This is a genomic window from Mesorhizobium sp. WSM4904 (assembly GCF_029674545.1).
GTDB lineage: Bacteria > Pseudomonadota > Alphaproteobacteria > Rhizobiales > Rhizobiaceae > Mesorhizobium.
Genome location: NZ_CP121354.1, coordinates 3070586 through 3083126 on the forward strand (window position 1 = coordinate 3070586; position 12541 = coordinate 3083126).

Here is a 12541-nt window from a genome sequence, read left to right on the forward strand (position 1 = left end):
CTGCTTATGCGGTATCGTAAGATATCGCGTTACGAACACGCCTCGCGTCCATTATTGTCATTGCGACATGTGCCGCAGGGCTACCGGCAGCGCCTTCGTGGTGTTGGCATGGATGCCAGTCGATGCTCTATTCTGGACCAGCGGAAGGCCAAAATACCGGCGCTCGTCACCGCTAGCCGAGCGCGGTTTCTGCGAGAATTGCGGTACGCCGCTCACGCTGGGTTACGATGCAAATCAGGATGAGCTTGCGCTACACGCCGGCACTTTGGACGCACCTGAACGTTTTGAGCCGCGTTATAATTATGGCGCGAGTCAAAGGCTTGGTTGGGTATGCTGCGGCATTGGCTTACCAAATCGAAACACGGAGGAAAGGTGGTGAGCGGTCGGCCGTTCGACAGAGCGTTGCTCGGCATCCTTGCTGGTGTCGCGGCGACCATGGCGATGACTGCGACGATGAGACGGCTGCACGCGATTTTGCCTGACGACGAGCGCTATCCGCTTCCACCTCGTGAACTTGTCGACAACTCCGTCGTGGCCGCTGACGAGGATGGCCTGCGGTCGAAGACATTGCTCGCGCATTTCGGATTCGGCGGTTTCACGGGCGCTTTATTCGCCCTGCTGCCTGCCATTCGAGGGGATGGGGTAGTCTATGGCCTTGGCGTGTGGGCGCTGAGCTACTTTGGCTGGATTCCGGCCGCCCGCATTCTGGCGCCTGCGCATCGCCATGCGTTCAGAAGAAACTCGCTGATGATAGCAGCTCATATCGTCTGGGGTCTGACGCTTTCAAAGTCATTGAAGGAAATGGAAAGCGCGGCTGACGAAGCGTTCGCGTCATCTGGCAAGCGGCCTATGAGGCCTAAGGAGAAGGCAGAGAGGAGGCGTGGGTGAACCGTCAATGCCTTCAATCATTCTGGAGCGGCATCATCACCCATTCAAGCGCGGGATCACGTCCGACGGCAACCCGGAGATGAGAGTTCTCGTCACAGGGTCTGGCGGCTTGATCGGCACGGCAATTTGCGCACGACTGATTTCCGAGGGATGCGAAGTTGTCCGGGTATCGCGACGAGAACCGGACCGAGCCGACGGAGACGGAAGGGTCGTCATCGATATGGCGAAGGCCTTGGCCCCCGAGGATTGGAACCATGCTCTTCAAGGTATCGATGCGGTAGTGAATTGTGCCGGCGTCCTGCAGGACAGCGCCCTCGATCATATGGCGGAGGTTCACGCCTCGGGCGCGGCGGCGCTGTTTCGCGCCTGCGCGCGAGCAGGCGTGCGCCGGATTATCCACTTTTCCGCTATCGGTGTCGATCGGGAGCAGCCGTCAGCCTTTTCCGCCAGCAAGCTGGTCGGAGATGAGGCGCTTATGGCGCTTGACCTGGATTGGATCATCCTGCGGCCTTCTGTCGTTCTGGGGCAACCGGTGTTCGGTGCAAGCGCCCTCATTCGCGGGCTTGCCGCTCTGCCCGTTCTCCCATTGATGCCGGACACCGGCCGGCTCCAGGTGGTCCAACTCGGCGATGTCGTGGAAACGGTGATCTTTTTCCTGAGCGCCGACAGCCCGTCCCGTGTTGCTGTCGAACTGGCGGGGCCGGATGCATTCACCATGGAGGAGTTGATCGCGCACTACCGCAAATGGTTCGGATGGACAACGGCACGCGTGTTTGCTCTCCCGCACTGGGCGGCGCGTCTCCTCTATCGCCTCGGCGATGCGGCAAGCATTTTGGAGTGGCGCCCGCCTGTGCGAACCAACGCTGCCCGTGAAATCACCCGAGGTGCGATCGGTGATCCAGAGCCATGGAAGACAGCCACAGGCATTGAGCCTCAAGGACTCGCGGCTGCGCTTGCGGCTAACCCGGCCACAGTGCAGGACAGGTGGTTTGCGGGCCTGTATTTCATCAAGCCGGTGATCTTCACGGTACTGCCGTTCTTCTGGATCATGACGGGCGTCATTTCCTTGACTACGGGCTGGGCAAGCGGAGTCCAGCTTCTCGTCGGGACTTCGGTCGGCGCGCTGGCAGCGCCGCTGGTAGTCGCGGGTGCCTTGGCCGACATGATCGTCGGCGCGCTCATTGCGTTTCGCAAGACGGCGCGCACCGGGCTCTTGGGAGCGATCGGCATATGCATCTTTTACGCATTGGCCGGCACGATCCTGCGACCCGACCTTTGGAACGAGCCGCTGGGGCCGCTGATCAAGATCCTGCCGATCGTCCTACTGCATCTCGTGGCGCTCGCGGTTCTGGAGGAGCGCTGATGCTTTATTTTGTCCTCAAATACATGCATGTGGTCGGCGCGGCCATCCTGCTTGGAACAGGCGCGGGTATCGCCTTTTTCATGCTGCTCGCGCACCGGACCGGCAATGCCGCAACCGTGGCAGCTGTCGCCCGCATCGTCGTCATTGCGGATTTCCTTTTCACCGCCACCGCAGTCGTAGCGCAGCCGATCACCGGCGTCGCGCTAGCCTGGCACGTCGGCTATTCGCTCTGGGAAGGCTGGATCGCGCTGTCGATCGTTCTCTACATCGTCACCGGCCTTTTTTGGCTCCCGGTGGTGTGGATGCAGATGGAGATGCGCGACCGGGCGTCGGCGGCAGCGCAGGCCGGTCAGCCGCTTCCGCACAGCTACCACCAGCTATTCCGGCTCTGGTTCCTCTTCGGCTTTCCGGCCTTCGGCGCCGTCGCCGCGATCTTATGGCTGATGATTACACGCCCAGTCATCGACTGGTTTGGGGCTAGCTGATGGCGAGCCTGAGTCTCTTCCGGTTTCTCCGATAGACGGGCCAGGCCTCACCCTCGTCCTGGCCTCTCGATCCAGTCCTGAGCAGGCGTGCGGCCGACATTCCTCGGATTCATCAGTCGGCTTGGATCGAATAGTTCCGCCAGCCGTTAGAGACGGAGCCATCCCGGAGACAGAGATGAACGTCAGCGGCGAAACCACCAAATCCCTTTGGATGAAGAATGCGAAATTCCCTCCGGCTCAACGGCTCAAACAAGATGAGCGATGCGACGTCGCTGTGGTGGGCGCCGGCATCGCTGGTGTCTCCGTGGCTTACGAACTCGCCCTGGCGGGGCGGAAAGTAGTATTGGTAGACCGCGGCCCGCTACTGGGGGGCATGACGTCTCGCACGACCGCTCACTTGGCGCCGATCTGCGACGACGGGCTGAGCGAACTCGTCAGGGTACGTGGCGAGGAACTAGGACGAGGTTTCCAGGAGAGCCAAGCGGCTGCCGTCGACCGGATCGAGCAACATGTAAGGGACCTCGGGATAAACTGCGACTTCCGGCGTCTCGACGGTTTTCTCTTTCCGGCGGCGTGGATGGACGAAGAGGAAGCCGGAAAGACTTGCGAAGAAGAATACGAGGCGGCCGGCAAGGTTGGTGCCACGGCCGAGCACGGCAAAGGCGTCCCGCTCAAAGGGCACGAGTCGGCACCTGTCTTGCGCTATCCCAACCAAGCCACCTTCCACCCGCTCAAATATCTCCAGGCGCTTCTGGCCGACTTTGAGAAACGGGGCGGCAAGGTGTTCGCCGACAGCGCCGTCGTCGAGGTCGAGGAAGGCGAGCAGGGGGGTCGCCTCCGTGTCGAGGGTGGAGGGACGATCATGGCGAAGAGTGCGGTCTTCGCCACCAACTCCCCCATCAACACCGTCGTCGCGATCCACAGCAAGATGGCGCCCTACCGCACTTACGCCATGGCTTTCGAATTGCCCAAGGGCTCGCTTCCGGACGCGCTCTATTGGGATATGGATGATCCCTACTACTACGTTCGTCTCCATCCCGGTGCGGCCGAAATCGATTATCTGATAGCGGGCGGAAGAGATCACAAATCCGGAGAAGCCGACGATGGGGACGCGCGTTTTGATGCTCTCAAGGCATGGATCCGAGCGCTGGTGCCTGGCTTGGAAGATGAGACGGCACGATGGTCGGGCCAGGTTCTCAATACCGTCGACTATTGCGGCTTCATCGGCCGCAGCCCTGGCAGCCACAACGTCTTCATCTCCACCGGAGATTCTGGGCAAGGCATGACGCACGGCGCATTGGCGGGACTTCTCATCCGCGACTTGATCGTCAAGGGGTCAAGCAAGTGGGAAAGTGTCTATGCTCCCGATCGGATGCCACCGGCGGCGCTGGCGAATTACGTCAGCGAGAACCTCAGGGCGGTAAAGAACTTCGCCGAATATTTGCTGCCGGGCGAAATCACGTCGGCCGAAGATCTCAAACCTGGCGAAGGCGGCATCCTCCGGGACGGCCTGAGCAAGCTCGCGGTTTGCCGCGACCAAAGCGGGCAAGTCCATATGCGTTCCGCTTCCTGCACGCATCTCGGCTGTATCGTCCACTGGAACTCGACCGAACAATGCTGGGACTGCCCATGCCACGGATCGCAGTTCGCACCTGACGGCAGCGTTCTGAACGGGCCGGCCATTCATGCTTTGCCGGAGAAGGACGCCACTGCAGCCTCGCCTATCACCTTGCGCACCCGGGGCACACAATAGTCCAAGAGCGGTTCTCCCACTCTTTTAAGCATGGTGCCCGTATGGTCGACAGCTGTTTCATCAGGCCGCGCGACTGAAACGATCCGCTCTGAAATCATCGAGCAGTGTTTCGCAGCGGCCGGTCGTGATGAGTTCGGCCATGGCCTCGCCCACGCCCGGGCCGAGCTGGAAGCCGTGTCCGCTGAAGCCGAAGGCGTGGAACAGGCCCGGCGTCGTTGCCGATTGCCCCATGATCGGCAACATGTCGCGCACATAGCCCTCGCAGCCGGACCAAGTGCGGATGACCGCGACCTTTGCGATTGCCGGCAGAAGCCGCGCGACGGCGCGCAGCTGCACCGGAAGGCGCATGGGATCGGCCTTCGCACGGCCCGGATCAAGATCCACCGGCACCCTTTCGGCCGCGCCACCGAAGACGATATTGCCACGCTCGACCTGACGCAAATAGGCGCCATAATGCTTGTCGCGCGTCCAGATGCCGACCACCGGCAGGATTCGGTGCGGCAACGGCTCGGTCACGCCGATCTGCGGTCCGCGGGCATCGAGCGGAACCTCCTCGCCGAACAGCGCGGCAATGCGCGCGCCCCAAGCGCCTGCGGCATTGAGCAGGCATTCGGCGGCGAATGGACCTTTTGAGGTGGCGACAAGGAAACCGGAGTCGGTCCGCTCGATCTTTTCGACCGGGGCTCCCTCGATGATTTCCGCGCCGAGCTTGCGGGCGGCTTCGGCAAAGGCCGGCGCGATCAGCCGCGGATTGCCGCTGCCGTCCTGCGGCGAGAACGATGCCGCGATCGCGTCGGGACCGAGGCCGGGAAAGCGGGTACGGATCCCGCGCGGGTCGAGCTCCTCCAACTCGAGCCCCCATGACCGCGCAGCTTGAGCGTAGGCCCGCATGTCGGCGAGGCCGCCATCATCGAAGATCAGCCGGATATGACCGGTGGCGCGGAACTCCACGTCGCGTCCAAGCATCTTCTTGGCCTTGCCCCATAGTGTGAGCGAGCGGTGAGCCAGCGGAAGCTGGGACAGATGACGCCCCGTGCGCCGGATGTTGCCGAAAGAGGCGACAGTGGCCCCGCTGCCGATCCGGTTGCGCTCGATCAGGGTCACGCTCGCGCCGCGCCTGGCGAGGAAATAGGCCGAGGCCGTCCCCATCAGCCCGCCGCCCAGCACGATCACATCCATAGTCATTCCTTGTGCAGAGCGGATGATCCTTGAATATGCCAATCTTGTCCGCGCGGCGGCATTGCGTCAAAGATGGGTTTGGACAAAAGCCATAAGCTTTACCTATGGAGTGGCAATGCGGGCGCGGCAGCTCGAAGTGTTCATCGCCATCATGCGTGCGGGTACCGTGACCGCAGCGGCGCGGATGCTGAACATTTCCCAGCCTGCGCTCAGCCAAACCCTGCTTCATACGGAGGACGAACTCGGCTTCACGTTATTCGAGCGGGTGAAGGGCCGGCTTCGCCCGACCCCGGAGGCTTTGGAGATTTTCCCCGATGCCGAGAGGCTGTCGGCAGGGCTCGATGGGCTGCGCCGCAAGACCACGGATCTCCGCCTCGGTCGCACGGGGCTGGTGCGGGTCGCGGCCTCGCCGCCGCCGGCCATGGCGATACTGCCGTGCGCGTTCACCAGGTTTCGGGCGCAGCACCCAGACATATTGCTGCGTTCCCATAGCGCTCCGATCGCCGCGATCGTCGATATGCTGCGCGCAGGTGACGCCAGCCTCGGCGTAGCCATGGATGACCGCCTGCCTCCCGACATCGAGGCCGAGGTGATCGGGAGCGTGGGCTTCACATGCCTGCTACCCTCCGGCCACGCGTTGCAGGAGAAGACCGAGTTGACGCTTGCCGACCTCGCCGGGGAAGAGTTAGTCTCCTACCGTGGAAACACGCGTCCCGCCGACGAACTGGCCCATGCGGCCCGCGCGCAGGGTGTGGCGCTTTCGCCGTCGATCGAGATCGACGCATCCATCTCCGCGATCGGCTTCGTCCAGGCCGGTCTGGGTATCGCCCTCGTCGATGCACTGCTGCCGTGGCGCCAGTTTGCCGGGCTTGCCGTCAGGCCGCTCGCGGCGGGACCGGAATTTCCGATCGCGCTGCTTACTTCGCGCGCCCGAGCCCTTTCGCTGGCCGACGAGATGATGCGCGATGAAATCCGTTCGGCCTGTGCCGTTGTCTTGGGCGAGCGAGACTCAATGGCATAAGCAAGTCTTATATCCTTGCTCATCATACATCTTGGACCCGCACCATCCCGTCGTGCCAGCTTTGCCTGGCAGACAGGAAGGGACGCATCCATGGACAGCGCCATCGCTCGCGCGGCGGACGGAGCACAGAAAGGGGCCGACTGGAAGGTCGGCGTCGATATCGGCGGGACATTCATCGATTTCTGCGCGCTGGAGGCAAAATCCGGACGCGTCGCTTCGCTGAAGGTGCTGACGACGCCGGAGGATCCGGGCGCCGAGCTGATGACCGGTCTCACCTTGCTTGCCGAGCGCGAAAGCTTCGACCCTACCCATATGACGCGCTTCGTGCACGGCACGACCGTCGGCATCAACACGATCATCCAGCGCAAGGGCGCGCCGCTCGCGCTGTTCACCAATGCCGGCTTCGAGGACGTGATCGAGCTCGCACGGCTTCGAATGCCGGACATGTATTCGCTGTTCTGCTCGCGGCCGGACCCGCTGATCTCGCGCGACATGGTGTTCGGCATCCCTGTCCGCATGCGTGCCGACGGGACTGAATCCCAGACGCCGGACATGGCGGCTGTAGAGAGAGCGGTCGCAGCGGCGAAAGCAGGCAGGGCGCGAGGCATCATCGTGTCGTTCCTCCATTCCTGGCGCAACGCTGCGCAGGAAGCCTCAGTCAAGGCGGCCATTGCTCGCCTGGCACCAGACCTCTTCGCCTTTTCCTCGGCCGAGGTGTGGCCGGTCATCCGCGAATATGAGCGCAGCTCGACGGCCATCCTCAACGGCTATGTCCATCCGCGCGTCTCGGGCTATCTGACTGCGCTCGAAGAGCGGCTGAAGGATCACGGCGTGCCGGCTCGGCCGATGCTGACGAAGTCGAACGGCGGGCTGATGAATGCCGCCGAAGGCAAGCGCGCCTGCGTGAACATGCTGCTGTCGGGAACGGCCTCCGGCGTCATCGGCGCCTCATGGCTGGCTCGCCAGGCCGGCGAGGACAAGGTTCTCACGCTCGACATCGGCGGGACCTCGGCCGACTTCGCGCTCATCATCGATGGCGAGGCGCAGTTCGGAACCGGCGAGCTGATCGGCGAATTTCCGCTCCATATCCCATCCGTGTCGGTCAGCTCGATCGGGATCGGCGGCGGCTCGATCGCCAGTGTCGACGCTCAAGGGGTGTTGCGGGTCGGACCCGAGTCGGCCGGCTCGACGCCTGGACCGGCATGCTACGGCCGCGGCGGCGAGCAGCCTACGGTGACGGACGCCATGGTGGCGTGTGGGTGGCTCGGTCACAGCGAGATGGCCTATGGCCAGCTTCGGATCGACACCGGCCTGGCGCATCGCGCTGTCGGCGAGCTTGCCGCCCGGCTCGGCCGTCCGGTCGAGCAGACCGCGCAGGCGATCCTCGACATCGCGGTGTCGGAAATGTTCGTCGAGGTCGAAAAACTCGCTTCGCGCGCCGGCGTCGACTTGCGCGAATTCACGCTGATGCCGTTCGGCGGCGGCGGCCCCATGCTCGGCGCCTTTCTTGCCCGCGAGCTCGGGATGAAGCGCGTCATGGCGCCGCGCCGCCCCGGCGTGGTGTCGGCGCTGGGCGGGCTGGTGGCTGACCTGCGCGGAGACTTCATCCGCACGATCTTCAGCCCTCTGTCGGGCGCGTCGCTTCCCACAATCCGCGAGGCCTTCGAGGCGCTTGCGCGCGAGGGCCGCGACTGGCTCGCGGCGCAAGGGCACGATGCGGCCGCGCAACTCAATCTCTCCTGCGACATGCGCTATGTCGGGCAAAGCTACGAGATCGAGGTCGTCCTTTCGCCGGAATGGCTGGTCGATGGTAACGCGGAGGCCGTCAAGCATGCGTTCCACCGCACCCACGAGCAGCTCTACGATTTCCAGGATCCGGAGGGCGAGATCGAGCTTGTGAATGTCCGGCTGTCCGCGGTAGGCGCAGGCCCTGCACTCTCCTTCCCGGAGAACGACGAGATCGACGTCCCGGCCGTTCCGGCGCGTCGACTTCCCGTCTATACGGGCCTGAGCGTCGAGACCGTTGACCTCCACGACCGGCAGACGCTCCTACCCGGCAGCACGTTCCGCGGGCCCGCCGTGGTGGTGCAGGAAGACACGACCTTTGCTATTCCCGCGGGAACGCAGGCACGGGTCGACCGCCACCTCAACCTTCTGCTGACCTTCGCGGAGTAACGCCTTGTTCGACCGGACAAATCTTCAGGTTCTGGCAAATCATGCCCGCGCGGCCGCCGAGAACATGGCGCACACGCTGCACCGCACCGCGCACTCCGCCTTCGTCAAGGAGACTCAGGACTTCACGGTGATGCTGATGGACCGTTCTGGGGCGACTTTCGCCGTCCCGATGGAACTCGGCGCCACCTGGTATCCGGGGCTTTCCTATCACCGCGCTATTGCCATGGTGGGCGACTATCGGCCGGGCGACGTCGCCTTCACCAACGATCCCTATTCCGGCCATGTCGCGACACACGCGCCCGACACGCATCTGTGGAAGCCGGTCTTCGTCGAAGGCGAGATCGTCGCCTGGACGGGAGGGCATATCCACAACACAGACATGGGCGGCGCCGTGCCGGCTTCGCTGAGCCGCGCGCTCACCGAGATCCATCAGGAAGGCATCCGCTTTCCGCCGATGAAGCTGGTGAGGGAAGGCGTCTTCGACGAAACGATCCTGCGGATCATGAGCACCAATGTGCGCAAACCCGACCTCAACATCGGCGACATCAAGGCGCTGGTGGGCGCGCTCAACACCGGCGAGCGCAAGATCCAGGCGATGGTGAGGAAGTTCGGCAAAGCCGGCTTCATCGAAGGCGTTTCCGCTCTTCTCGATCATGCTGAGGCGCAGGCGCGCGACGTGCTGCATTCCATGCCCGACGGCACATGGGAATTCGCCGACTACGCCGACGAGGATTCGGTCGAGGCCAATCCCTGCCGGCTCAAGCTGACGCTGACCATCAGGGCCGACGAGGCGGTGCTCGACTTCACTGGTTCCGATCCGCAGCTCGGCTCCTCGCTCAACGTGCCTTCGGGCGGCGACCCGCGCCACACCATGCTGCTCGTCGGCGTCTACTATGTGCTCTACACGCTCAACCCGAAAATCCTCCTCAACACCGGGCTTACCCGGCCGTTCACCTGCATCACGCCGCAAGGTTCGGTGCTGAACCCGGTCCATCCCGCCGCCGTTGGCATGCGCTCGCTTACCTGCGCCCGGCTGCGCTCGGTCATTTTCGGCGCCTTCTCGCAGGCGGTGCCGGAACGTTTGCCGGCGGCGCCTGCCGGCAACAATTGCATCGTCAATGTCATGACCACCGACGAGCGCACCAGCCGCAGCGTCATCGCGGCGGTGAACCCGGTTGTGGGCGGCGGCGGCGCGATGCCGCATCGCGATGGCACCAACGGATCGGGTGCCGATGCCGCCTATCTCAAGAATACGCCGATCGAGATCACCGAGACCGAGACCCCGGTCGAGTTCGTCAAATACGGCCTCGCCAGGGACAGCGGCGGCGCCGGGCGTTGGCGGGGCGGGCTGGCGACCGAAATGGCTTTTCGCGTTTTCGCGCCGGACTCCAGGATCACGGCGCGCAACCGCGACCGCAGCTTCTTCCGCCCGTGGGGCGTGCTGGGCGGCAAGGCGGCGGGCCTGTCGGACATGGTCGTCAACGCGGGAACTGAGCACGAGCGGCGGCTGGGAAACATCGATACGGCAGTGCTGCAGCCGGGCGACGTGCTCGAGATCCGCTCCGCCGGCGGCGGCGGGCGCGGCGATCCACACCAGCGCGAGCCCTGGCGGGTGGCTGAGGATGTACGGCGCGGCTATGTCTCGCCAACTGCTGCCGAGCGCGACTATGGCGTCGTCTTCCGCGGCGGCGAGGTCGACGAGCAGGCGACCGCGCAACTGCGAGCGCGGCATAAGCCGGCCGCCAGCCATTTCCATTTCGGGCCGGAGCGTGACGGCTATGAGGCACAGTGGACTCCGGCCGCCTACGACCAATTTCATGCCATATTGGACGCCCTGCCGATCCACTGGCGGTTCTTCGCCAAGACGGAGATTTTTCGGCGCATGAAAGACCGCTCTGGAGCGCATGGCGTCCAGGCCGCCTTCGATGCGGTCTGCGAACGCTTCCCTGAATTGCCACGTCCGAGGCCGGTGCGAGAGGCCGCGGAATGAATACTGGCCGCATCGTTCGGCTGGCCGAGCGCGACCGCCCAGAGGTGCGTGTTGTTATCGACGGTGAGACATGCAGTGCGCTTGCCGGCGACACCGTGCTGACCGCCATGCTGGCGTCCGGACTCGCGTTACGAAACTCCGAGTTCGGGCCCGAGCCGCGCGCCGGCTTCTGCCTGATGGGCGCCTGCCAGGACTGCTGGGTGTGGCAGGAAGAGGGGCCGCGCCTGCGCACATGTTCCACGCCGGTTATTGAGGGCATGCGGTTGCGGACGACCCCGCGGGAGAGCTGGCGGTGAGCGAGGGCTCATCGTCGAGGATCGTCATCGTCGGCGCCGGTCCGGCCGGCATAAGGGCCGCGGCGACGCTGGTCGAGGCTGGGCTTCACCCGGTGGTGATCGACGAAGGGCATCGCGCGGGCGGGCAGATCTATCGGCGCCCACCCGATGGGTTCGTCCGCACGCTGAAACAGCTCTACGGGTCGGAGGCGGCGAAGGCGCGCGCGCTGCATGCTCTCTTCGACCGGCTTGCCGAGGAAGGGCGGCTTACCCATTTTGCTGACAGCTCGGTCATCGCCGTGCATGAGGGTCGGCTGCACGTGCTGGGGGAGGGCGGCGTAAAGGTGATCGGCTATGACCGCCTGATCCTCGCCACCGGCGCGTCCGACCGTGTCGCACCCGTTCCTGGCTGGCAGAACGCCGGCGTCTACAGTCTTGGTGCTGCGCAGATCGCGCTCAAGGCGCAGGGCGTAGCCCTTGGGCGACGCATTGTGCTGGTGGGATCTGGGCCTTTGCTGACGCTGGTCGGAGCCCAACTCATGAAGGCTGGAGCGGATGTGGCGGCGGTGCTGGATACATCCTCCTGGCGCCAGCAGATGCGGGGTTTCTCCGGACTTGCGGCCCGGCCGATCGTCGCGGCGCGCGGTCTCGTCCTGCGGGCCCGGCTCGGTGGCCGCTATCATGCGGGCGTGACGCTGGATCAGATCGAGGCGGACGCGTCGGGCGCTACGGCGGTGCGCTGGCGCGACGCCGGCGGACGGCAGCGCCTCACCCCTTGCGACATGGTCGGCATGGGTTGGCACCTGCAGGCGGAGATCCATCTGGCAGACCTGGTTGGATGCGTCTTCGGCTATGACGAGCAGTGGCGGCAATGGCTGCCGAAGACCGACGCGATGGGTCGGGCCGGCAATGGAGTCTACCTTGCGGGCGACGGGGCTCGTCTCCTCGGCGCGGATGGAGCGGAGATCGCGGGGCGTTTCGCGGCCGTGGCATGTCTCATGGATCTCAGGCATGTGGCGCCTCCTATCCAAGCCGATCTGCGCAAGCTGGCGCGGCTCGGGCGCTTTGCCCGCGGCCTAGCTTGCGCCTTTCCCTGGCCGGCCGAGATGGTGCGAACACTGCCCGACGAAACAGTCATCTGCCGCTGCGAGAACGTGACCGCCGGCGCCGTGCGCGAGGGCGCGGATTTCGGCGGCGGCGAGGCTAACAGGGTGAAGTCGGTTTCACGTGCCGGCATGGGGCGCTGCCAAGGGCGCTATTGCCAGTTGGCCGCCGCCGAAGTCGTCGCGGCGCAGTTAGGCTGTACGCCCGACGCGGTCGGCCGCTTTCGCGGGCAGGCCCCTGTTCGGCCGGTGCCGATCGGCGCCTTTCTCCGGGAGGGCTGATGCAGTCACAAAGGCTCCGCCTGTCAG

Annotated in this window: 11 protein-coding genes; 10 read left to right on the top strand and 1 reads right to left on the bottom strand. The window is 64.5% G+C overall.

Translation table 11 applies throughout. The features are described from left to right. Positions 1-112: 112 nt before the first annotated feature. From QAZ47_RS14785 to QAZ47_RS14805, 5 genes are all read left to right on the top strand, one after another. Positions 113-379, top strand: a complete 267-nt coding sequence (locus QAZ47_RS14785) for a GFA family protein (RefSeq protein WP_278207846.1) — start codon at positions 113-115, stop codon at positions 377-379. After that, positions 376-888 carry a hypothetical protein gene (locus QAZ47_RS14790; RefSeq protein WP_278207489.1) on the top strand — a complete coding sequence of 171 codons (513 nt, stop codon included), beginning with the start codon at positions 376-378 and terminating at the stop codon, positions 886-888. The genes QAZ47_RS14785 and QAZ47_RS14790 overlap by 4 nt, the downstream gene beginning before the upstream one ends. A 79-nt stretch (positions 889-967) precedes the next feature. Next, positions 968-2251 carry an SDR family oxidoreductase gene (locus QAZ47_RS14795; protein ID WP_278207847.1) on the top strand — a complete coding sequence of 428 codons (1284 nt, stop codon included), beginning with the start codon at positions 968-970 and terminating at the stop codon, positions 2249-2251. Further along, positions 2251-2736 carry a DUF2269 family protein gene (locus tag QAZ47_RS14800; RefSeq protein ID WP_278207490.1) on the top strand — a complete coding sequence of 162 codons (486 nt, stop codon included), beginning with the start codon at positions 2251-2253 and terminating at the stop codon, positions 2734-2736. The genes QAZ47_RS14795 and QAZ47_RS14800 overlap by 1 nt, the downstream gene beginning before the upstream one ends. A 175-nt stretch (positions 2737-2911) precedes the next feature. After that, the gene (locus QAZ47_RS14805) at positions 2912-4489 is read left to right on the top strand and encodes an FAD-dependent oxidoreductase (RefSeq protein WP_278233629.1); all 1578 of its coding nucleotides are present in this window, start codon (positions 2912-2914) and stop codon (positions 4487-4489) included. 60 nt (positions 4490-4549) lie between these two features. Here the strand turns inward: QAZ47_RS14805 and QAZ47_RS14810 are convergent, their stop codons facing one another. After that, a complete protein-coding gene (locus tag QAZ47_RS14810; protein WP_278207492.1) occupies positions 4550-5668 on the bottom strand; it encodes an FAD-binding oxidoreductase in 1119 nt (372 codons plus the stop codon). A 115-nt stretch (positions 5669-5783) separates the two neighbouring features. On the opposite strand from QAZ47_RS14810, the gene QAZ47_RS14815 reads away from it, so the two are divergent. From QAZ47_RS14815 to QAZ47_RS14835, 5 genes are all read left to right on the top strand, one after another. Then, positions 5784-6689, top strand: coding sequence for a LysR family transcriptional regulator (locus QAZ47_RS14815; RefSeq protein WP_278207848.1), 906 nt, complete (start codon positions 5784-5786; stop codon positions 6687-6689). Positions 6690-6779: 90 nt separating this feature from the next. After that, positions 6780-8864, top strand: a complete 2085-nt coding sequence (locus tag QAZ47_RS14820) for a hydantoinase/oxoprolinase family protein (RefSeq protein WP_278207493.1) — start codon at positions 6780-6782, stop codon at positions 8862-8864. Between the two features lie 4 nt (positions 8865-8868). Further along, positions 8869-10854 (top strand): hydantoinase B/oxoprolinase family protein, encoded by a 1986-nt coding sequence (locus QAZ47_RS14825; protein WP_278207494.1) that lies wholly within the window; start codon positions 8869-8871, stop codon positions 10852-10854. Then, positions 10851-11150 carry a (2Fe-2S)-binding protein gene (locus QAZ47_RS14830; RefSeq protein ID WP_278207495.1) on the top strand — a complete coding sequence of 100 codons (300 nt, stop codon included), beginning with the start codon at positions 10851-10853 and terminating at the stop codon, positions 11148-11150. The genes QAZ47_RS14825 and QAZ47_RS14830 overlap by 4 nt, the downstream gene beginning before the upstream one ends. Beyond that, positions 11147-12514, top strand: coding sequence for an FAD/NAD(P)-binding oxidoreductase (locus QAZ47_RS14835; protein ID WP_278207496.1), 1368 nt, complete (start codon positions 11147-11149; stop codon positions 12512-12514). Before QAZ47_RS14830 ends, QAZ47_RS14835 begins: the two co-directional genes overlap by 4 nt. Positions 12515-12541: the final 27 nt, after the last annotated feature.